This window comes from Pseudoalteromonas sp. MMG012 (genome assembly GCF_018100875.1).
Classification (GTDB): domain Bacteria; phylum Pseudomonadota; class Gammaproteobacteria; order Enterobacterales; family Alteromonadaceae; genus Pseudoalteromonas; species Pseudoalteromonas aurantia.
The window spans coordinates 124,062-144,758 of record NZ_JAGJEF010000001.1; the positions used below are offsets into that span (position 1 = coordinate 124,062).

Below are 20,697 nucleotides of genomic sequence, written 5' to 3' on the forward strand. Positions count from 1 at the left end.
ATCCACTATTTAACGCTCCCTTTAGTACGGTAGGCATGGCAGAAAAAAGCGCGGGTTCTAAAAAAAACACTGATAAAACAGTTAAATCACCCAGTAAAAGAAACGTAAAAACGACAAAAGCAAAGCCTCGAAAAAAAGCGGCAAAAATGCCCTCTAAACACTCAACATTACAGCGTATTAAACAGCGCATTCTGAAAACTATCTGGAATCTATTTTGGAAAGGCAGTTTGGCGTGTATTGTGATGGTTGCGTTTTATGTCGTGTATTTAGATGCCAAGATTACACGTCAGTTCGAGGGGAACAAATGGCAATTGCCGGTGCAGGTTTATGCACGTTCAATGACGTTTTATCCCGACCAATACTTATCAGAAGACGAAGTTTTATGGGAGTTAAAGCGGCTTAACTATTCGCATGTTAATCGACTCAATCGAACTGGGCAGTATGTGCAACAAGGCCGCACGATTAAAGTACATCGACGAACGTTTAACTTTCATGATGGTGCTGAGCAAGCACAAATATTTACTTTAAACTTTGCAGGTAAAAAGCTTGCGAGTATTGTTGGTCAAGATGGTCGTAGAGTGAAATCGGCCAGATTAGAGCCTGTTCAAATAGCACGCATTGGTAATGAAAGTAATCAAGATCGAGAATTTGTTCCTTTAGATAAGTTCCCAAATATATTGAAGCAAGCATTACTTGTAGTCGAAGACAGAGACTTTTATGAGCATCACGGTGTGTCATTGTGGTCTATTATGCGGGCATTTTATACCAATATTAAAGTTGGCCGGACGGTACAAGGGGGCAGTACGTTAACGCAGCAGTTAGCTAAAAATTTTTACTTAACTCGAGAGCGCTCAATAGTCCGCAAAATCAATGAGGCTTTTATTGCGCTGATCTTAGATTATCGCTACAGCAAAGATGAAATTTTAGAGGCGTATTTAAATGAAGTATATTTAGGTCAAGCATATAACCAAGGCGTTCATGGTATGGGGTTGGCGGCGGAGTTTTACTTTGCTAAACCAGTAGATGAACTTGAGTTTGATCAAATAGCCTTATTAATTGCGATGGTGAAAGGACCTTCATATTATAATCCAAGACGTTACCCTGAAAGGGTTCGAGAACGTAGAGATTTAGTGCTGCGTTTACTGGTTGAATCAGGCCATATCACGACAAATGAATTTCGAGCGGCACTCGCCAGGCCAATAAAAATTCAATCGTTAAAAAATAGTTTGCACAAAAGCTACCCAGGTTATTTAGAGTTAGTGGACCGAGAGCTCAAAAGGTTACTTCCAAACCAAGAAATTATTCATGCTGGAGTGCGGATCTTTACTTATTTTGATCTACAAAAACAAACCGCAATGGAAGATGCTATTCGTGAAGGTTTGCCTTATTTAGAGCGACGTTTTAAAACAAAGCAACTTGAAACGGCTATGGTGGCAGTTAATGTAGAGAAGGGCGGTGTATCAGCTCTTGCTGCGGGTCGAGACGTGCGTTTTAGTGGCTTTAATCGGGTTTTAGACACTAAACGAAATATTGGTTCGCTGGTGAAGCCTGCTGTCTACTTAACTGCATTAGAACAACCCCAGTACAATTTAGGTACCTTATTAGAGGATGCGCCATTACAAGTCACAGATGAAGCCGGGGATACGTGGACACCTGAGAATTTCGATCATAAATTTCGTGGTAGTATGCCGCTGTTTAGAGCATTTAGTCGTAGTATCAATATCCCCGTTGTTAATTTAGGACTTGATATTGGCGTTCATAATGTGGCGAACTCACTTACAAAACTCGGCTTTGAAGGTCATGTTAGCCGGTATCCATCTTTGCTATTGGGTGCCCTAGAGTTATCAAGCTTTGATGTAGCACAAATATATAGCACGCTTGCCCGTAATGGCGAATATAGCAAGTTAACCAGTATCTCGGCGATGACGAATGCATTAGGTAAAGTAATTTATGAACATCAAGTAGATGCCGAGAAACGTTTTTCTGATGATGCTAGTTATATGACGAAGTATGGTCTGAAGAGAGTGACAAAAGATGGCACTGCTCGACGCCTCAACGCGCATTTCCCTTCCATTCAACTTGCAGGGAAAACAGGTACAAGCAATGACTTGCGAGACAGTTGGTTTGCCGGATTTGACCATAATACAGTGACAGTGACGTGGTTAGGCCGAGATGATAACCGACCAACAGGTTTAACGGGAGCCAGTGGTGCACTTGAATTGTATATACGTTATTTAAAACCGCTTAACCCACAAGCCATTGCTGACAATCGACCAAGTGATATACGTTGGGCTTTTGTCAATGAACAGACAGGGAAACAAGCACCGCCAAGTTGTGGGAAAGTCATTCAGTTACCGGTGCGAGTGAGTGAATTTGAGCCAAGACCTAAGTGTTAGCTCTGTTGGGCTAAATAAATGTGCTTATGTTTTAAATTGGCTCATAGCACTTTGTAAGTGAGTTGCCATGGTCGATAATTTGTGTGCGCCATCTTGTGTTGCTTCTGCAGAAGTAAGTGTATGTTCCGCTAAGCTACTAATTTCACTAGAATCAGCAAGCGCTTGTTGGGTCGCGTTGGATTGTTGTTTAACTAGATCAGAAATTAAATGACCTTGTTTATCTATATCTATCATGCTCTGCTCAGCAGCTTGCAAGACTTGATTAGTTTGGTTAGCAGCGCTCACACCAAGTTCCATTTTTTCAACACTGTTGCGCATTTTACTTTGCGTGTCGTTAGAAGCACTTTGTAGGGAGCTAATAATGCTGTGGATCTCTTCAGTTTGTTGTTGTGTTCGCTTGGCAAGTGTACGTACCTCATCAGCGACAACTGCAAATCCACGGCCTTGTTCACCTGCTCGTGCTGCTTCAATGGCTGCATTCAATGCCAGTAAATTTGTTTGCTCAGCTATTTCGCTAATTGCAGCGCTGACTTTACTAATGTTTTGACTATCTTGTGCGAGCTTATCGAGTGCTCCGCGACTTTCTTCAAATTCTTGTTGTAGTTCAGTCATATGTTGCGCCAATTCAGTCGTATTCTTTGTCCCTTGTTTGACATGTTGGGCTGCGGTTGAGGCTAATTCGGTTGCATGTAGTGCCGATGTTTCAACAGAATCAGCAGAGTGCGCCATTTCACTTAGTGCTCCGTGAATTGTTTGGATCTTATTTTGCTGTTGGCCCACATCATCACGGGTATCTTGACTGATTTGGCTTAGCTGGTTTGTGGCTGTATGTAAATCACTGCTGGTAGTATTAACATCTTCTAGTATATGTACAAACGCATCAATCACTTTATTGTATTGTTCTACGATGATAGACATTTCATCTTTACCATGAGCTGTTGCTTTCGCGCTTAAATCACCATTGGCTGCTCTGGCTGCTGTGTGGGAAAAATTAGAAATGCTATCGGAAACAGCAAAATAAAAACCAAGCATTAAGTAAACAGCCATTAATAAGCTAACTAGCGCAGCAACAGCAACGGTGTTTCGTATCATTCGCTGTTGATCGAGCTTGTGCGTGAGTAATTCTTTTAACTGAGGTGTTGCTGAGTTAACGAGTGAGCTGACATCATCAAGAACGGTTTGATGAAAGCGCCTAAACTGATTTTGAGATAATTGTAAATCATCTGGTTCTAGGAGTTTATCTGTCACAGCGGCTTTATATTCATCTAAGCTTTTCTCAAGAGCATCAATATGTCGTTGTAATATTGTTCTTGTGCTTGGCATTGCTCGCAGTGCAACTTGTAATTTACTTTGTAATTGTTCATTAAAGGTGGGGAGCCCTTTATTGAGATTAGATAGTGCAATAAAACTATCAGGAGTGAATCGTCCTGCGCTGATGACTTTGTTTGCTTGCTCTGCTACCGCATTAATTTGTGACAGTAATCGAGGCGTTGATTCAACTAAAGTTCTATTTATATACGAGCGAGTTAAATTATCATCAATTGCCAATTTTGACTGGATTGATACGAGCTCTAAAACCGATGAATTTTCTTGAGCTGCAATTTTAAACCCAGCCTCAGTGGCAACGCGTCGGTTATTTTCAGTACGCTCTTGCATTATATTTGAGAGCAATTTGGGGTAAATGCTTAAACCATGTTGTTGTTCTTTACTGACCCGAATTGAGTCTGACAATATATTTGTCAAAAAGAATAGGCTTAAACTCAATGGAACCAGCAAAATACCGAAAACTAAGCTAATTTTTGTTTTATATTTTAATTGCGCCATAAATTGTGTTGCAGGCGCGCTGAGCGTTCTTAATCCTTGCATATTGTTCACTTTTGAATGTTAAAAATATTCGAGAATAGTAGACCGTGTAAATGTTTATATTAGTTCAAAATAAAGTAAGTAGACATAAAAAAAGCCCTAATGGGCTTTAATTTAGTGATTTATTACGACTTTAAGTCATGCACAGTTAGAGTTTTGCAAATACGCGTTCAGCTGCTGAAATGGTATTTTTAATATCTTCATCTGAATGCATTGTACTTACAAAGCCAGCTTCAAATGCTGAAGGTGCTAAATACACGCCTTCTTCAAGCATTAGATGAAAGAACTGCTTAAAACGCTCTAGATCACACTGTGTCGCCTGTTGGTAGCTCGTGACAGTTTGTGCCTCGGTAAAGAAAAAGCCATACATACCACCTGCAAAGTTTGTTGTGAGTGGAATACCAGCGGCATCAGCAGCTTGCTGAAAACCCTCGCATAACGCTTTACTTTTCGCTTCTAGCTCGTCATGCAAGCCATCTACAGATAATAGCTCCAGCGCTTTTAGACCCGCAGCCATCGCGATAGGGTTACCAGACAACGTACCGGCTTGATACACGGGGCCGACTGGGGCAATATAATCCATAATTACCTGTTTACCACCAAAAGCACCTACTGGCATACCGCCACCAATCACTTTTCCTAGGCAAGTTAAATCAGGCTGGATGTTGTAATATGCTTGCGCACCCCCGAGTGCGACACGGAATCCGGTCATAACTTCATCAAAAATTAATACCGTACCGTGGGTATCACATACCTCACGTAAGCCTTCTAAAAAGCCAGCTTGTGGTGGAATGCAGTTCATATTACCTGCGACAGGCTCCACAATGATACACGCGATTTCATCTTTATATTCAGAAAAAATGGCTTTCACTTCTTCTAAATCATTAAAAGAAACCGTGAGGGTATGTTTAGCAAAGTCCTCAGGTATACCTGGTGAATTAGGTACTCCCATTGTCAAAGCGCCAGAGCCAGCCTTAACAAGTAAAGAATCTGCGTGGCCATGATAGCAACCTTCAAACTTTAAGATTTTATCACGTTGTGTGTACCCTCTAGCAAGGCGGATCGCACTCATGGTAGCTTCGGTACCAGAACTTACCATACGAACTTTTTCAATTGATGGTACAAGCGCTTTCACTTTTTCGGCCATGAGTATTTCGGTTTCAGTCGGCGCACCATAACTTAAACCGTTTTCGACTGCTTCCAGTACTGAGCGTTTAATTTCAGGGTGGTTGTGCCCCAAAATCATGGGTCCCCATGAACCAACATAATCGATGTAACGATTACCGTCAGCATCAAATGTAAAAGGGCCTTCGGCTTTGGTAATAAATAAAGGCGTACCACCTACGCCATTAAATGCACGCACAGGTGAATTTACACCGCCAGGAATAGAAGCTTGTGCACGGGAGAATAAATCTTGGCTAATGGTCATTTTTAGTTCCTATTATTTAACTATTACGCTTGCGGCTAAACCAAGGTACATCGGCTTCATACTTGGTAATTTGGTTTTCAACACCGAGCGTTAACGCAAACAACGCCATTCTGATCAAGACACCGTTTTGTACTTGACGGAATATAGCGAGGTTGTCGTTATTATTGAGATCGTTGTCTAACTCATTTGCATCACTGCGGCTATCGCGCGGCAGTGGATGCATTAATACTGAGTTAGGTTTACAGTGCGCGTTATAAATGGCCTGGCTGATCCTAAAGCCACCGCGGTATTTGTTTGCTTCTTCTTGAGAAGGAAAGCGTTCTTCTTGAATACGCGTTTGATAGACGATATCAGCAGCTAAGTTACCTTCCATTTTTGACACGATTTCTATTTTATGACCTGCATTACTGACACTATCTAAAATGTAATCGGGCATTTGCAATCCATCTGGTGCAACCATGCTAAAGCGGATATCTTTATAATGGCATAATAATTTTGATAAGGAATGTACGGTACGACCGTATTTTAAATCCCCCACTAACGCAATATGCATCCCATCAATACCACGCTCAAAACGTCCAAGCTCTCTATCGATAGTTAGTAAGTCTAATAATGCTTGGGTTGGGTGCTCATTGGGGCCATCACCACCATTAATTACGGGGACGTCTGAACCTGTTGCAAATTCTGACACTGACCCAGCGTCTGGGTGACGCATTGCAACGGCATCGGCGTAAGCAGATATCACACGAGCAGTGTCGTATAAAGACTCACCCTTTGCCAATGCAGAGCTTTGCATGCCTGTTGTCTCTCGGACAATGCCACCGAGTAAGTTAAATGCAGTACCAAAGCTCACTCGGGTACGAGTACTTGGCTCAAAGAATAGGTTGGCTAATATAGCGCCCTCTAAAACACGCGTTCGCTTATGCTTTTTGGCATAAGGTTCCATTTGTTTTGCGACAGCAAAAATATGTTCAATTGCTTCTCGATCCAATTGATTCACGGAAAGAATGTTTTCACCTTGGAAACTTAACATGGGGTGGTTCCTAATCACAGATTGACAACGGGCTTGCGGCACAGCAAACCACCATGATAACGGGCATGCAGTCGCATGGTTATTTGGCGCGCCATTGTAACATAATTAAAGGCTTGGTTTGAGTACTGCGAGTAATACAATCGCAAGTAACATGAGCACAGGGAACTCGTTAAAATAGCGATAAAAGCGATCGCTACGTTTATTTCTATCATGTTTAAAGTCTGCGAGTAACTTAAAGCACAGACCATGGTAAAGGTATAGCACGATCACAAAGACCAATTTGTAATGTAACCACATGCTATGACGAAACCATTCTCGTCCGTATTCAACAATGGTGAGTACGCCAAAAACGAGCGTCAGTATGGCGAACGGTGTCACAAAGAATAAGAGGCGACGTTCCATTATTTTGAGCATAGCGCTGCATGACTTCTCTTGTGTCATAGCGTGATACACAAACAATCTCGGTAGATAAAAAATACCTGCAAACCATGCGATCATGAAAAAAAGGTGTAGTGCCTTATAAGTCAAAAGTAAGCTCATTGTGCCCTCAAATTTAAAGTAAGCTGTTTCGAGTGGTTAAAATATGGCGGATATGATCCCATCGTAATATCCCCATAATTTGTCGATTGTCTTTTTGGTTATAAATGTATACAGCGCCACTGCGTTTGTCTTTTAGGACATCAAATGCATCTGATAACGTCGCTTGACTGCTTAACCCTTGCAGAGGAATGTAAGAGATATTCATGTTTTGGTCGCTCATTAGATTGAGGTCGTACTCAGCTAACCGGTAACCATTTTCTTCATCAAATACAATGAGAGGGGTTTGGCTATTTACTGCGCCAAGCGTTTCTTTTATCTGATCTTTGTCATCAGAGTAGAGTAATTTAAAGTGCTCATCCATGTCATCCATAATTCCGACTTTTTGTAGTGCTTCACTGGCAGGTGAAACTTGATACGGTAAGCCTTGGAAGTCAAGCTGCTGTAAAAAGATGGAGCGATTGCCAAACACTTGTAGTGCAGTAACATAGGCGGCGGAGATCACCAGCATGGCTGGTACAATGATTTCATGGCTTGATGTTAACTCCATCACCGCGGTTAAAGCGGCCAATGGCGCGTGTAATGTGGCAGCTAATAGTCCAGCCATGCCTAAAACGCCATATGTGCCACTGACATCGACGCCTGGAGTAATAAATTGTGCAAAAAACGACATCAAAGTCCCCATGACAACGCCAAGCCCTATGACAGGGCCGATTAATCCCCCTGGTATGCCCAGCCCAATAGCAAATAATGTTGCAAGTAATTTGGCGATGAGTATGGTTGTGAGTAGCTGAATACTCTCAGGTGCATCAACAGCAATGGTAATTGCACTCATCCCAGAGCCCATGGCTTGGGGGACCATATAACCAATAAGGCCAGCAATTAACCCTGCTAAAAGTAACCTTGGTAACATGCTTAGAGGTTTAAATGTTTTTATAATGAGCATGAGGTTTTGATTGAAACTAAAGGCTACTGCACCAAGTATTACACCACATATAATTAAATAGGGATAATGCCAAAAGCTCAATGGCGTGATGTTGATAAGCGCCAACTCAGAGCTGGCGCCAAATACAAACTGAGTGGCTAAGGCGCCTGTGACAGCCGCGAGCATAATGGGTACGAAAATATGTATTTTGTATTCCCTTAAAACGACTTCCATGACAAAAATTACAGCAGCAAGTGGCGTATTAAATGATGCGGCAATACCCGCTGCTACACCACACCCCGCAAGGGTACGAGATGCATTCATTGGTAAATGCAGTCGTTCAGCTAAAATACTTGCACCAGTGGCTCCCATATGAACGGAAGGGCCTTCACGACCAACAGAAAATCCACTAATAAGTGCGACGGCACCGCCAAAAAATTGATTTGCTGTGTTCCAAATTGGCATTTGCCCATAGTGATGTTTAATACGGTGTATCACGAAAGGAATACCTAGTCGGTAATGTCTAAAGCCAGTCAAATTAGCAAACAAAGCAATGAGTAATGCAGCAAACACCGGTAGTGCAACGCGTTGAAATTCAGGGAGTTGCGAGAAGTGGTCTGGGGAGTCTAAGAAAGTAGACTGTATGAATATGATGGTCAGACGAAATAAGATGATCAGAATAGCCGCAATTAAACCAGCACATACGCCGAGTAAACACAGTTGTACAGATGTTTTGGGTTTGGCTAACCTACGCCGTAATGTATCCAGCGACATATCTTAATTCCATGTCATATTAAAGACTTAAGTCTATCAAAAAAATGTCACTTCGTCTTAGTGGCAAACTCAAATTTTGAGGGGGAATTTATATATTATGCTTGCTATAAATATTCATCTTAAGACTTAAGCTAGACATTGCCTTTGAGCCTACCTTGATATGGTGTAATTTTAATCAATTAAGGTACGATGACTATACTTGATTAAAATACTCGGGTATTAGATAATCCAGCTATAAAATGTACAAGGGTCGAATAGTATGTCTGAACAGTTACCAATTCAATTTAGTGATGCTGCGGCACATCGCGTAAAAGAGTTAATCGAAGAAGAAGAGAATCCCGAGTTAAAACTGCGTGTTTATGTAACAGGAGGCGGTTGCTCTGGATTTCAATATGGATTTACTTTTGATGAAAAAGCCAATCCAGGTGATTTAGAAATTGAGAAAAATGGTGTGGTTATGGTTGTTGATCCCATGAGTATTCAATATTTAATTGATGGTGTAGTGGATTACACAGAGGGCCTAGAGGGAGCACGCTTTTTTGTAAGTAACCCAAATGCAACTACAACATGCGGTTGCGGTGCGAGTTTTAGTGTTTAGCTTTTCTAAGTTAGAGAAGAAGCCACGTTAATACGTGGCTTTTTTATTTTTTTGTCACGTAGATCATTAATGCAAAGAATGCTAATACAAAAGTGCTAAATGTTAGTATGTAGATAAACCCTCGCCTTCCTTTTTTCAGAGGAATATGGTTGCTTCTTAAAAACCAAAACCAACCAGCACATAATAAAATAGGTATTAAAAACAGTAGTCTAATCATAAATAATTCTCTATCATCAATTTATTCCTTAATCTGATTTTGTAAGTGATTGTTTTAAAGGTAAAAATAAATTATTTCATTTTCTGGTGCATTTTATAAAAAATTTGTTAAAGTTAATGCCTGTTAACGCTTGGATAAAAAGTCGGTAAAAAGTTAAATTTTAATTAGGTGTTAACAGAAATATAGTCTATACCTAATTTGGTACATAGGAACAAATGATAGATTTTCGTATCAAGCCTATGGTATACAGTACACCGCTGATGTGAGACGGGCAAATTTCATATTGGTATTAATTAAAGAAATCATCGAGTAGGAGATGTTTAATATGATGGGTAAAACTGTTTCTTCTGAAGAAAACGGTAAGTTAACGAAGTGGTTAAAATCGAAGCGTCACGAAAAAGGCCATACAATGCGTAGCTTAGCTCAAGTTCTGGGTACGCCACATTCTTTTATTGGTAAAATTGAAAACCAAGAACGTCGCCTTGATGTGATAGAGTTTTTACGCTACTGCGAAGCATTAGAAGTTGACCCTTATGAAGGGTTGAACTTAGTTAAAGAAGAAGACTAATATTTAACATAGCGTAAGAGGGTGCAAGGAACTGCACCTCAACTCTCTCATTCTTACCTATTTTTTGATGCATGATAAGACATTTCGATCTGAAACAATTTATTACGTATTATATAAAGTAATAATAGTGACGGTAATACCATTAATGCAGTAATAACAAAGAATATAGCCCAATTACCATGCAACCAATCATCAATGACCACGCCGCTATAACTCGACATCACCGTTCGTCCTAAACTCCCAAGCGATGCTAATAAGGCATAATGTGTTGCGCTAAATGCACGGTCACATAGCATAGAAATGAATGCAACCATTGCGACTAATGACCAAGCTTGTGTAAAACCATCGATGACAACTGCCATCGCATAAAGATGTTCTTGGGGGCCTGCTATGGCAATCCATGAGAACATTAAGTTGGATGCTGCCATTGCGATCCCACTGATGAATAACCCTTTTACAATACCGTATTTATGATTAAAAATACTGCCTAAAAATGCAAAAATAATGGTAATGACACCCGTCCCCAGTTTTGAATATTGACCAATTTGGGTATTGCTGAAACCAATCTCTTTATAAAAGACGATGGACATTCTCGCTAAGAATGACTCACCTATTTTAAATAAGAATATGAATAACAATAAAGCGAGCGCTGTTTTGACGCCATTTTTGGTAAAAAAGCTTCTAAAGGGCTCGACCAATGTCACTGCAAACCAAGCGAATACTCGACTAAATACACTTTTTGAGTTGCCAAGTCTTGCTTGATATGCCAATTCCAACTGTTTATGAACATGATCTCTTTGTGAGCTAGGTTCTTTTGCAAACAGTGTAACCAACACTAATAAGCCCATAATAATGCCAAGCAGTAAGTAAATTTTTGGCCAATCAAAATAGGGAGAATCAGCAAGGAAAAATGGAATAGCGCCCAGTAAAGCATATCCTGTCCACCAACCAGAGGTGGCCATTGCAGCAGCTGCGGTGGCTTTTTCACTCTCATTTTCAGGTAATATGTCAATTCTATATGCGTCTATAGCGATGTCATGTGTAGCAGATGCTGCTGCTATTAAAAAGCACAATAGGGCGGCACTGAACAAGTTATCTTTTATAATAATATATGACATTGCAATGGTGGCCAGTGCGGTAATGACTTGGCATAAGGCAATCCAACTTCGGCGTTGACCTAATAGTGTCGTTAGAAAGGGCAGCTTGACACGATCGAGTAAAGGTGACCATAGAAAGTTAATGGTGTACGCACCAAATACAATCCCAAATAGACCGATCATACTTCGGCTTAAACCTTCGTCTTTTAGCCATGCGGACATGACTGAACCGATCAGAACCCAAGGGAAGCCACTGCTGATCCCTAGCATGAAAATAGTAATCAAACGCCGATCTTTATAATAACTTAAGTAGTCACTTAAACTCGCTTTAAGGATCATGTTTTATGCTTCTTTTAAATTAGAGTTCTATTGCTTTTAGGATTGCCACATCGTATATAATAACTGGTTTCTTTGGAATAAATGTATAGCCCAGTTTCTCATTGAACCCCGTTTCTACCTGCATTATTTTATCAAGTGTTTCGTACCCTTCAATCACATTACCAAATACAGCGAAACCCCAATCACGTCCCGGATTCAAGTGTTTATTGTTATCCATATTAAAAAAGAATTGTCTTGTTCCAGAATGCGGCTTGCTATCTTGATATGCCATAGCGACACTGTATATGTCGTTTTTCATGCCGTTACCACTTTCATTGAATATAGGAGGGCGTTCAAACATGCCATCGTACTCTTTGTCATAGCCACCACCTTGAATGACAAAGTCTTGTTCATTGGCCTCATCACGTTCAACACGATGAAATACAGAACCTTTATAGTCACCATTAACAACATAGGTGAGAAAGTTATTCACGGTAATCGGTGCTCTAGATCTATCTAACTCAAGAGTGATTACCCCTAAGCTCGTTGTGATTTCAACTCTAGGGAATAAGTTGTCTTTTTGTACAAAACGGCCTTCCTTATTTGCAGCAAAAGATAGGTTTGAAAAAATAAAAATGGCGCAAGCAATGATTACTCGATTCATATTATTGTCCTTGTAAAAAATTGATAAGTTCTTGATCCGATACAATGCGAGTGATTATTTTCTGCGTCAAGTTATTCAATTGGCCTTCCACTTTTGCTTGTTCGTGTTTTAAAGGCCCTTTCAATTGTGATGTGCCGGTGTAACGTTTTTCAAAAGTACGTTCATTGTGTGATGCAAAGATCTGAAAATCAGCGGTTGCGTTACTTTCATGTTGGGTAATGCTTTCAGTAATCTTGCTATAAAAGGTATTGATTTGTAGAGTTACTTTTTTGTTTTCTGTGGTACCAAGCGTTGCACCATTACTGCGTAAAGCATCAAAAAATATACGTTCTATTTTTATTGGTAAACTGGCATCAGGTAAATAAACAGCTGGCTCTTGATTGAGCACTTTAATGACAAAATTGGTTGTTCGATGATCAGAGACTCGTGCGTTTATGGTCGTATTGAAATGGCTGACTGCCTGAGCTGAGTAAGTTGGATTCAAAATGACAGACTTAGGCTGTGCTGTACATCCCGATAATATAAAAACACCAATGGATATAAAGTAAGTTTTTAGCATGAATTAACCTCTTTTTGTGGCACTCAGTACGGTAAATTTTTTGTTGTTGCCGATAATTTTACAATTGCCAAATAAACGATGTAGCTTGTCTTGATAATCCAGATGTCGGTTACCGATAATACGCAATTCACCACCTTGCTTTAGCGTATGTTTTGCTTGTATAAACATTTGCCAAGCAATGTGATCAGTGATCGCCTGAGCTTGATGAAATGGGGGGTTACATAACACCAAATCAACTGAACCTGGGGTGAAGTTGGTTAGGCAGTCATTTTGGTGAAATTCACAATTATCTATCTGTTCAGGTAAATTGTGCTGAATATTTTGTTTTGCACTTGCTACTGCCATCGCAGATTCATCAACAAAAATGAGTTTGGCGTTGGGCATTTTTGCTAGAGTAAGTAAGCCAATTACGCCATTTCCACAGCCAAGGTCGATGACTTTAATTGGTTTTTTACCTTGAGGCAAATAGTTAGCAAAAAATCGAGCTCCGATATCGAGCGAGTCACGAGAGAACACATTGGCGTGATTAGAAATTGTGAAGTCGGTTTTTTCTAATGGCCAATCTGTAGGAAATTTATCATCGACCGGTTTGCAAGTGGTGTGTGTAAAGATGAGCCGTGATTTTTTTACTGCCAAACTGGTTGTGGGTGCTGATAAAAAGTGTGCAACGCTTTTTAATGTTGAGCTGTGTATTTCTTTTACTTTTCCAGCAAGAATGACTGGGATATTGGCTGGTAAATGACTTAACTGTGCGAGCTGATGTTGCAAAAATCCCGCATTTTTAGGAACTTTCATTAGAATTAAGTCACAATCTGAAGGTAATGGCGCCAAACTATTTTGCTGGAAGAGGTGCGTCTTTGATAGCGTATTTTCAGCTAAATTATACTGGCAGGCTTGATGACTTACAAAAGAGTCTGACACCGTTGTCACTTTTATGGTTGGATGCTGTGCTATTAATGCTGCGGCCAATCCGCCGAAACTATCGTTGAAAATAAGTGCATGCTTTGGTGTTTCATAATTGGCGAAGGTATACTCTATTAAGTATTCATCAGCGGCATCCCAAGCTTGTAGACTGCGATTTTTTTGATCTAAAGGAAAACGGTGTAATGTCAGAGGGTGAGTACCCAAAAAAGCTTCTGTGGTCATATCAATAAATAGTAGCAGTCAAAGAGAATAAAGAGATGGTATCATGACATTGCAAAACCCTGAACAGCTGTTACCGAATGGATTTGACTATATTGAGCAAGTAATGAGTCACTTTAAAGCAATGTCCCTCTATACGTATTTGACTGAGATCTTGAATTGGCAACAACCCGAAATCAACATTTTTGGCAAGCATCATAAAATTCCGCGTTTGCAGTGCTTTATTGCTGATAAGCAGGTTAATTACAGCTACTCTAATCACCCTTTAGTTGTTGAAAATTGGCCAGAACCTTTAAAGGCGATGCGTCGACGGTTGCAGGTGCATTACGGATATAGCTTTAATGCCTTGTTAGTTAATTGGTATAGAAATGGTCATGACAGTATGGGGTGGCACAGTGATGATGAAAAAGAACTCGGGTGTCAACCATTTATTGTGTCTATTTCACTTGGCGCATCCCGAAAATTTACAATTCGAAATTCGCATTCTAAACAAACACAAAATCTGATGCTAGACAATGGCAGCTGCTTATTAATGCACGGACAGAGCCAAAGTCATTACCAACATGCTCTACCTAAACAAATGAAAGTGAATAGCGGGCGTATAAATTTAACCTTTCGCACAGTTGGTCAATAGCAAGCAAAAGCGTATAGTAGCCTCTAATCGCAACTTAAATGAAGGGCTTAGCATGTCCATGCAGCAGCAGATCCACAGCAAATTAGCCGACGCAATTGTTTGTAAGCACCTAAACGTCGTGAATGAAAGTCATATGCACAGCCGAGGTGAGGAATCTCACTTCAAGGTGGTGATTGTCAGTGAGACGTTTTTAGGCAAGCGTTTGTTGCCTCGTCACCGCTTTATCAATGAAGTGCTAAAAGATGAACTTGCTAATCATATTCATGCGTTATCAATTCATGCTTACACCCCTGATGAGTATAGCGAAAAGAATGGACAAACACCTGATTCACCAAGTTGTTTAGGTGGTTCGAAGTTTGATAACTAGCTGATCAGACCTGTATTTGTCTGATCAGCCATTAAACTATGGCAGTTTTTGAAAAATAAATAGGATTTATCATGGTCGTTAAGCCGAAAATTCGTGGTTTTATTTGTACCAATGCACATTCAGCTGGTTGTGCTGCTCATGTTCAAGAGCAAATTGATTATGTAAAAGCACAAGGTCCCATTGCAAATGGCCCTAAAAATGTATTAGTTATTGGTGCTTCAACAGGGTATGGGTTGGCGTCTCGAATTACAGCCGCTTTTGGTGCTGGTGCAAAAACTTTGGGGATTTTCTTTGAGAAAGAAGGTACTGAGAGGAAAACAGCTTCAGCCGGGTGGTATAATACCGCTGCTTTTCAGCAGGCCGCGGATGATGCAGGTTTATGGTCAAAAAACATTAATGGCGACGCGTTCTCTGACGAAATTAAGCAAAAAACGATTGCAGCAATAAAAGCTGAAATGGGTAAAGTCGACCTTGTTATTTATAGTTTGGCATCACCACGTCGTACAGATCCAAAAACTGGGGAGGTGTTCTCTTCAACATTAAAGCCAATCGGCAAAGATGTTACGACGAAGAACCTCAATACCTCTCAACGTGCAATTGGTGATATTACTGTTGAAGCGGCAAACGAGGAAGAAATCGCGAATACCGTAAAGGTAATGGGTGGTGAAGATTGGGAACTATGGGTCGATGCGCTTAAAGAGGCAGATGTACTCGCCGAGAACTTTAAAACAACCGCTTATACTTACATTGGTAAGGAGCTGACGTGGCCGATATACGGTCATGCAACGATTGGCAAAGCGAAGGAAGATTTAGACAGAGCAACTGCAGCGATAAAAGCGTCTACGGCGTCGATAAACGGTGAAGCCTATGTTTCGTCTTTAAATGCTGTTGTGACACAAGCCAGTTCTGCTATTCCAATTATGCCGCTTTATATTTCTGCATTATTCAAAGTGATGAAAGCGGATGGTACTTATGAAGGTACTATTGAGCAAATTAATGGTTTATTCCGTGAAAGTTTGTATGGTGAAACTCCACGTTTTGATGACGGCGGTCACTTATTTCAAAATTACAAAGAACTGGAAGATGATGTTCAAGCTCGGATCCAAGGCATTTGGGATTCAGTTACCACAGAGACAATTGACGAATTAACTGACTATGTTGGTTATCATAATGAGTTTCTGCGTTTGTTTGGTTTTGGCATAGAAACGCTTGATTATGATCAAGAAGTTGACTCAATCGTAGCGATTAATCACCTATTGTAATGGCATGATTAATGAGGGCTAGGCGCTATTTTTTATAGGCCTAGTTCACTTATTCTACACTTTTAATAATATCTAGCTTTATTTTTGCACAAAACCCTTCTATATTTTTCATCAATTCGACTTTGGTCTATGTTGAGATAATCACAAGACCCATAACTACATAAAAACCATTGTAAAGACGTATTAATTTAATATTTCTCCTCGCATAGTCCGTAGGATTAATGTTAAAATCTCGGCAATATGTGAGAACACGACTACGATGCTTGTTTCAGTACTTGGACAGGTGGCTCTTTTATACCTGACGAATATGAGGCAACAAGCGCCGTGGTAATTAAAGATTTTTCAATTTCTTTCCGTTAATGTAATGCAAGTGCGTATGATCAACATAAAAAAAGGTCTGGACTTACCCATAGAGGGCGCACCTCAGCAAGTTATTCATGATGGCTCTGCCGTCAAACGAGTAGCTGTGCTAGGTGAAGAGTTTATTGGTATGCGTCCAACCATGCATGTTCGTGTGGATGACCAAGTCAAAAAAGGCCAAGTTCTTTTTGTAGATAAAAAGAATCCTGGCGTCAAGTTTACTGCACCAGCTGCTGGTGTAGTTAAAGAAATCAACCGTGGTGCTAAGCGTGTACTGCAATCCGTCGTGATTGAAGTGCAAGGCAATGAGCAAATCACTTTTGACAAGTTTTCGGCTGCTGAATTAAGCAACCTTGAGCGTGATAAAGTCAAAGAGGTGCTTGTTGAGTCTGGTCAATGGCCAGCGCTTCGTGTTCGTCCTTTTAGCAAAGTTGCGGCATTAGAGGCTAACCCTAGCTCTGTGTTTGTAACTGCAATGGATACTAATCCGTTAGCTGCTGATCCTGCTGTGGTCATCGCTGAAAATGTGGAAGCATTTGAAGCGGGTCTTGCTGTGGTATCTCGCTTAACAGATGGTAAAGTATTCGTTTGTAAGCAAGCTGGTAGTCAAGTACCTAGTTCGTCGCTTTCTCAAGTAGAAGTGCACGAGTTTGGTGGTTTACATCCTGCGGGACTGGTTGGTACTCATATTCATCATCTAGACGCGGTTTCTGCAAGCAAGCAGGTATGGCATTTAGGCTACCAAGACGTTATTGCCTTTGGTCAGTTATTTTTAACTGGCGAGATAAATGCAGATCGTGTTGTTGCCCTTGCTGGCCCTCGTGTGAAAAACCCGCGTTTAGTGAAAACTCAATTAGGAGCATCGCTAACTGATCTAGTTGCCGGTGAGCTTGAAGACGGTGATAACCGAGTCATTTCTGGCTCTGTGTTAGCTGGTAAAACAGCAGCCGGACCTCATGCTTTCTTAGGCCGCTACCATGTTCAAGTATCTGTTTTACTTGAAGGTCGCGAAAAAGAACTATTTGGTTGGATTGCCCCTGGTAGTAATAAGTTTTCTGTAACTCGAATGTTTATTTCTCACTTTGCACCGAGTCGTTTATTTAAAATGACAACGTCTACGGGTGGTTCTAAACGTGCCATGGTGCCAATCGGTAACTATGAACGTGTTATGCCACTCGATATCTTACCAACACCTTTGCTACGTGACCTTATTTCAGGTGACTTAGATGGTGCGATTACCTTAGGTGCGCTAGAGCTAGATGAAGAAGATTTAGCATTGTGTACTTTTGTGTGTCCTGGCAAGTATGAGTACGGTTCAATCCTTCGTGATTGCCTGAATACTATCGAGAAGGAAGGTTAAAATGGCCTTAAAGAAATTTTTAGAAGACATTGAACCTCACTTTGAAGCGGGTGGTAAACACGAAAAGTGGTACGCTTTGTATGAAGCGATAGCAACTGTTTTCTATACGCCTGGTTATGTTAACAAAGGCGGCACGCATGTGCGTGATAACATCGACCTAAAACGCATCATGATTTTAGTGTGGATGGCTACTTTCCCAGCTATGTTTTTTGGTATGTTTAACATCGGTCATCAAGCAGCATTAGCGCTTGGTAACGGTTTTGAAATAGCCAACACATGGCAAGTCGCAATTTTCCAAGCGCTAGGCGGTGAGTTAACTGCACAAGCAGGTTGGGGTGCGAAGATGTTCTACGGAGCATGTTTCTACTTACCTATCTACGGAACCGTCTTTTTAGTGGGTGGTTTTTGGGAAGTTTTGTTTGCTTCTATTCGTAAGCATGAAGTAAACGAAGGCTTTTTTGTTACATCAGTATTATTTTCACTTATTCTTCCTTCAACCATTCCGTTATGGCAAGCCGCGTTAGGTATTACTTTCGGTGTTGTTGTTGCTAAAGAAGTGTTTGGTGGTACAGGTCGTAACTTCTTAAACCCTGCTTTAGCTGGCCGTGCATTTTTATTCTTTGCTTACCCTGCTGATATCTCGGGTGACACAGTATGGACAGCCGTAGATTCATTCTCGGGTGCAACTTACTTAGGCCAGGTAGCACAAGGTGCTGTTGATTTCAACAATATGGTTCTTTGGTGGGATGCATTTTATGGTTTCATCCAAGGTTCTATGGGTGAAACATCGACACTGGCTCTGATGCTAGGTGGTTTATTCTTAATTTATGTGCGTATTGCGTCATGGCGTATTGTTCTAGGTGTTTTCCTAGGTATGGTTATCATGTCGTTGTTACTTAACTTAATTGGCTCAACAACAAATCCTGCATTTGCTATGCCTTGGTACTGGCACTTAGTATTAGGTGGTTTTGCATTCGGTATGTTCTTTATGGCGACTGACCCAGTTTCTGCGTCTTTCACAAATAAAGGTAAATTCGCATACGGTGCATTGATTGGTGTAATGGTTGTGTTAGTCCGTGTGGTTAACCCTGCTTACCCAGAAGGCATGATGTTAGCAATTCTTTTCGCTAATTTATTTGCGCCACTATTTGACCACTTTGTTGTGCAGTCAAACGTTAAGAGGAGATTAGCACGTGTCTAGTAACAATGAATCTATAGGTAAAACGTTAGGCGTTGTTGTTGGTTTATGTTTGGTATGTGCGGTTGTTGTATCGGTAGCTTCAGTACAATTACGTCCATTACAAAAAGCAAACAAAGCGCAAGATGTACAGCGTAATATTCTTGCCGCTGCTGGTTTTAATGATGTAACCAATGTTGAAGAAATGTTTGGTCAAAACATCGAAGCACGTGTTATCAATATGGAAACGGGTGAGTTTGTTGAGCAAGACCATGTCGAGCAAGACCATACAACGTTTGACTTTGAAAGCACAAAGTTTGATGCAAAGCGCAGCATTAAATTAGACAAAGCAGACGATAAAGCCGGCATTCAACGTATGACTAAGCATTCACCTGTTTACTTATCTAAAGATGCAAGAGGCCAAGTATCGACTATTATTTTACCCATTCAAGGCTATGGCTTGTGGGGTATTATGTATGGTTTTATCGCATTAGATAAAGATACTGAAACAGTTAAAGCTATCAAGTTTTATAAGCACAATGAAACGCCGGGTCTTGGTGGTGAAATTGAAAATCCAAAATGGACTGCAACTTGGGCTGGTAAGTCTTTACCAATTACGTTAGTGAAAGGTACAGCTGGCACTGACAAGCATAAAGTTGATGGTTTATCTGGTGCCACACTGACTTCGGTTGGTGTAGGTAACACAGTCGATTTTTGGACAAGCAACAAAGGTTTTGGCCCATTCCTTGCGAATGTACGTAATGGAGCATTGAACTAATGGCTAATACAAAAGAAATGAAAGACGTCTTGTTTGGACCAGTATTCGCTAACAACCCAATTGCACTGCAAGTGTTGGGTATTTGTTCTGCGTTAGCTGTAACTTCAAGCCTTAAAAATGCGTTAATAATGTCAATAGCTTTGACGCTAGTGACAGCATTCTCAAGTCTGTTTATCTCAATAATTCGTAACCATATTCCTTCAAGCGTACGTATTATTGTGCAAATGACCATTATTGCTTCTTTGGTTATCGTTGTTGATCAAACATTACAAGCGTTTGTTTATGCAACAGCGAAAGAGTTGTCTGTATTCGTTGGCCTAATTATTACAAACTGTATTGTAATGGGTCGTGCAGAAGCATATGCAATGAAGTCTCCACCACTTATGTCATTTTTGGATGGTATTGGTAATGGTTTAGGGTATTCAGTCGTGTTACTTACCGTTGGCTTTATCCGTGAGTTAGGTGGTTCAGGTACATTGTTTGGTGCTGAGATTTTACCTTTGGTTTCTGAGGGTGGTTGGTACCAGCCTATGGGTCTACTGATCCTGCCGCCAAGTTCTTTCTTCATTATTGGTTTCTTCATTTGGGTACTGCGTACTTATAAGAAAGACCAAGTAGAAGCAAAGGCGTAAGGGGAG

At 40.6% G+C, this 20,697-nt stretch carries 19 protein-coding genes; 10 read left to right on the forward strand and 9 right to left on the reverse strand.

Annotation, left to right across the window (positions count from 1 at the left end):
- Positions 1 to 35 precede the first annotated feature (35 nt).
- Positions 36 to 2,396, forward strand: coding sequence for a penicillin-binding protein 1B (gene mrcB / locus J8L97_RS00580; RefSeq protein WP_211047503.1), 2,361 nt, complete (start codon positions 36 to 38; stop codon positions 2,394 to 2,396).
- Between the two features lie 24 nt (positions 2,397 to 2,420).
- Here the strand turns inward: mrcB and J8L97_RS00585 are convergent, their stop codons facing one another.
- From J8L97_RS00585 to J8L97_RS00605, 5 genes are all read right to left on the reverse strand, one after another.
- Complete coding sequence (locus tag J8L97_RS00585; protein WP_211047504.1) at positions 2,421 to 4,262, reverse strand: methyl-accepting chemotaxis protein; 1,842 nt, start codon at positions 4,260 to 4,262, stop codon at positions 2,421 to 2,423.
- A gap of 145 nt (positions 4,263 to 4,407) precedes the next feature.
- Positions 4,408 to 5,688 (reverse strand): glutamate-1-semialdehyde 2,1-aminomutase, encoded by a 1,281-nt coding sequence (hemL, locus tag J8L97_RS00590; RefSeq protein ID WP_211047505.1) that lies wholly within the window; start codon positions 5,686 to 5,688, stop codon positions 4,408 to 4,410.
- 16 nt (positions 5,689 to 5,704) lie between these two features.
- Complete coding sequence (locus J8L97_RS00595) at positions 5,705 to 6,721, reverse strand: aspartate carbamoyltransferase (protein ID WP_211047506.1); 1,017 nt, start codon at positions 6,719 to 6,721, stop codon at positions 5,705 to 5,707.
- Positions 6,722 to 6,826: 105 nt separating this feature from the next.
- Positions 6,827 to 7,261 carry a CopD family protein gene (locus J8L97_RS00600; RefSeq protein ID WP_192508776.1) on the reverse strand — a complete coding sequence of 145 codons (435 nt, stop codon included), beginning with the start codon at positions 7,259 to 7,261 and terminating at the stop codon, positions 6,827 to 6,829.
- A 13-nt stretch (positions 7,262 to 7,274) separates the two neighbouring features.
- Positions 7,275 to 8,957: a chloride channel protein gene (locus J8L97_RS00605; protein ID WP_211047507.1), complete on the reverse strand. Its 1,683-nt coding sequence runs from the start codon at positions 8,955 to 8,957 to the stop codon at positions 7,275 to 7,277.
- Positions 8,958 to 9,216: 259 nt separating this feature from the next.
- On the opposite strand from J8L97_RS00605, the gene erpA reads away from it, so the two are divergent.
- Both erpA and J8L97_RS00615 read left to right on the forward strand, forming a co-directional pair.
- The gene (gene erpA, locus J8L97_RS00610) at positions 9,217 to 9,555 is read left to right on the forward strand and encodes an iron-sulfur cluster insertion protein ErpA (RefSeq protein WP_010362831.1); all 339 of its coding nucleotides are present in this window, start codon (positions 9,217 to 9,219) and stop codon (positions 9,553 to 9,555) included.
- Positions 9,556 to 10,097: 542 nt separating this feature from the next.
- The gene (locus J8L97_RS00615) at positions 10,098 to 10,340 is read left to right on the forward strand and encodes a helix-turn-helix domain-containing protein (protein WP_192508774.1); all 243 of its coding nucleotides are present in this window, start codon (positions 10,098 to 10,100) and stop codon (positions 10,338 to 10,340) included.
- 53 nt (positions 10,341 to 10,393) lie between these two features.
- Here J8L97_RS00615 and J8L97_RS00620 read toward each other — a convergent pair whose 3' ends face one another.
- The 4 genes from J8L97_RS00620 to J8L97_RS00635 are packed head-to-tail and all read right to left on the reverse strand — an operon-like array spanning position 10,394 to position 14,124.
- Positions 10,394 to 11,776: an AmpG family muropeptide MFS transporter gene (locus tag J8L97_RS00620; protein WP_211047508.1), complete on the reverse strand. Its 1,383-nt coding sequence runs from the start codon at positions 11,774 to 11,776 to the stop codon at positions 10,394 to 10,396.
- A 19-nt stretch (positions 11,777 to 11,795) separates the two neighbouring features.
- A complete protein-coding gene (locus J8L97_RS00625; RefSeq protein WP_192508772.1) occupies positions 11,796 to 12,419 on the reverse strand; it encodes a peptidylprolyl isomerase in 624 nt (207 codons plus the stop codon).
- Between the two features lies 1 nt (position 12,420).
- Positions 12,421 to 12,978, reverse strand: coding sequence for a YajG family lipoprotein (locus tag J8L97_RS00630; RefSeq protein WP_211047509.1), 558 nt, complete (start codon positions 12,976 to 12,978; stop codon positions 12,421 to 12,423).
- Between the two features lie 3 nt (positions 12,979 to 12,981).
- Positions 12,982 to 14,124, reverse strand: coding sequence for a methyltransferase (locus tag J8L97_RS00635; RefSeq protein ID WP_211047510.1), 1,143 nt, complete (start codon positions 14,122 to 14,124; stop codon positions 12,982 to 12,984).
- Between the two features lie 43 nt (positions 14,125 to 14,167).
- Between J8L97_RS00635 and J8L97_RS00640 the strand changes: the two genes are divergently transcribed.
- The 7 genes from J8L97_RS00640 (at position 14,168) to J8L97_RS00670 (ending at position 20,691) form a co-directional block, all read left to right on the forward strand.
- Entirely contained in the window at positions 14,168 to 14,755 is a 588-nt protein-coding gene (locus J8L97_RS00640) for an alpha-ketoglutarate-dependent dioxygenase AlkB (RefSeq protein WP_211047511.1), read from the forward strand.
- Between the two features lie 52 nt (positions 14,756 to 14,807).
- A complete protein-coding gene (locus tag J8L97_RS00645) occupies positions 14,808 to 15,122 on the forward strand; it encodes a BolA family transcriptional regulator (protein WP_211047512.1) in 315 nt (104 codons plus the stop codon).
- Between the two features lie 71 nt (positions 15,123 to 15,193).
- Positions 15,194 to 16,384, forward strand: coding sequence for an enoyl-ACP reductase FabV (gene fabV, locus J8L97_RS00650; protein WP_211047513.1), 1,191 nt, complete (start codon positions 15,194 to 15,196; stop codon positions 16,382 to 16,384).
- Between the two features lie 376 nt (positions 16,385 to 16,760).
- On the forward strand, positions 16,761 to 18,104 hold the full coding sequence (locus J8L97_RS00655; protein ID WP_210995668.1) for a Na(+)-translocating NADH-quinone reductase subunit A: 1,344 nt from the start codon (positions 16,761 to 16,763) through the stop codon (positions 18,102 to 18,104).
- A 1-nt stretch (position 18,105) separates the two neighbouring features.
- Positions 18,106 to 19,305, forward strand: coding sequence for an NADH:ubiquinone reductase (Na(+)-transporting) subunit B (locus tag J8L97_RS00660; protein ID WP_192508765.1), 1,200 nt, complete (start codon positions 18,106 to 18,108; stop codon positions 19,303 to 19,305).
- Positions 19,298 to 20,059 carry a Na(+)-translocating NADH-quinone reductase subunit C gene (locus J8L97_RS00665; protein WP_211047514.1) on the forward strand — a complete coding sequence of 254 codons (762 nt, stop codon included), beginning with the start codon at positions 19,298 to 19,300 and terminating at the stop codon, positions 20,057 to 20,059. The genes J8L97_RS00660 and J8L97_RS00665 overlap by 8 nt, the downstream gene beginning before the upstream one ends.
- Entirely contained in the window at positions 20,059 to 20,691 is a 633-nt protein-coding gene (locus J8L97_RS00670; protein WP_192508763.1) for an NADH:ubiquinone reductase (Na(+)-transporting) subunit D, read from the forward strand. The genes J8L97_RS00665 and J8L97_RS00670 overlap by 1 nt, the downstream gene beginning before the upstream one ends.
- Positions 20,692 to 20,697: the final 6 nt, after the last annotated feature.

Excerpts from the sequence above, each read along its gene's own strand:
- mrcB (WP_211047503.1), top strand. The coding sequence starts at position 36 with ATGGCAGAAAAAAGCGCGGGTTCTAAAAAAAACACTGATAAAACAGTT.
- J8L97_RS00585 (WP_211047504.1), bottom strand. The coding sequence starts at position 4,262 with ATGCAAGGATTAAGAACGCTCAGCGCGCCTGCAACACAATTTATGGCG.
- hemL (WP_211047505.1), bottom strand. The coding sequence starts at position 5,688 with ATGACCATTAGCCAAGATTTATTCTCCCGTGCACAAGCTTCTATTCCT.
- J8L97_RS00595 (WP_211047506.1), bottom strand. The coding sequence starts at position 6,721 with ATGTTAAGTTTCCAAGGTGAAAACATTCTTTCCGTGAATCAATTGGAT.
- J8L97_RS00600 (WP_192508776.1), bottom strand. The coding sequence starts at position 7,261 with ATGAGCTTACTTTTGACTTATAAGGCACTACACCTTTTTTTCATGATC.
- J8L97_RS00605 (WP_211047507.1), bottom strand. The coding sequence starts at position 8,957 with ATGTCGCTGGATACATTACGGCGTAGGTTAGCCAAACCCAAAACATCT.
- erpA (WP_010362831.1), top strand. The coding sequence starts at position 9,217 with ATGTCTGAACAGTTACCAATTCAATTTAGTGATGCTGCGGCACATCGC.
- J8L97_RS00615 (WP_192508774.1), top strand. The coding sequence starts at position 10,098 with ATGATGGGTAAAACTGTTTCTTCTGAAGAAAACGGTAAGTTAACGAAG.
- J8L97_RS00620 (WP_211047508.1), bottom strand. The coding sequence starts at position 11,776 with ATGATCCTTAAAGCGAGTTTAAGTGACTACTTAAGTTATTATAAAGAT.
- J8L97_RS00625 (WP_192508772.1), bottom strand. The coding sequence starts at position 12,419 with ATGAATCGAGTAATCATTGCTTGCGCCATTTTTATTTTTTCAAACCTA.
- J8L97_RS00630 (WP_211047509.1), bottom strand. The coding sequence starts at position 12,978 with ATGCTAAAAACTTACTTTATATCCATTGGTGTTTTTATATTATCGGGA.
- J8L97_RS00635 (WP_211047510.1), bottom strand. The coding sequence starts at position 14,124 with ATGACCACAGAAGCTTTTTTGGGTACTCACCCTCTGACATTACACCGT.
- J8L97_RS00640 (WP_211047511.1), top strand. The coding sequence starts at position 14,168 with ATGACATTGCAAAACCCTGAACAGCTGTTACCGAATGGATTTGACTAT.
- J8L97_RS00645 (WP_211047512.1), top strand. The coding sequence starts at position 14,808 with ATGTCCATGCAGCAGCAGATCCACAGCAAATTAGCCGACGCAATTGTT.
- fabV (WP_211047513.1), top strand. The coding sequence starts at position 15,194 with ATGGTCGTTAAGCCGAAAATTCGTGGTTTTATTTGTACCAATGCACAT.
- J8L97_RS00655 (WP_210995668.1), top strand. The coding sequence starts at position 16,761 with ATGATCAACATAAAAAAAGGTCTGGACTTACCCATAGAGGGCGCACCT.
- J8L97_RS00660 (WP_192508765.1), top strand. The coding sequence starts at position 18,106 with ATGGCCTTAAAGAAATTTTTAGAAGACATTGAACCTCACTTTGAAGCG.
- J8L97_RS00670 (WP_192508763.1), top strand. The coding sequence starts at position 20,059 with ATGGCTAATACAAAAGAAATGAAAGACGTCTTGTTTGGACCAGTATTC.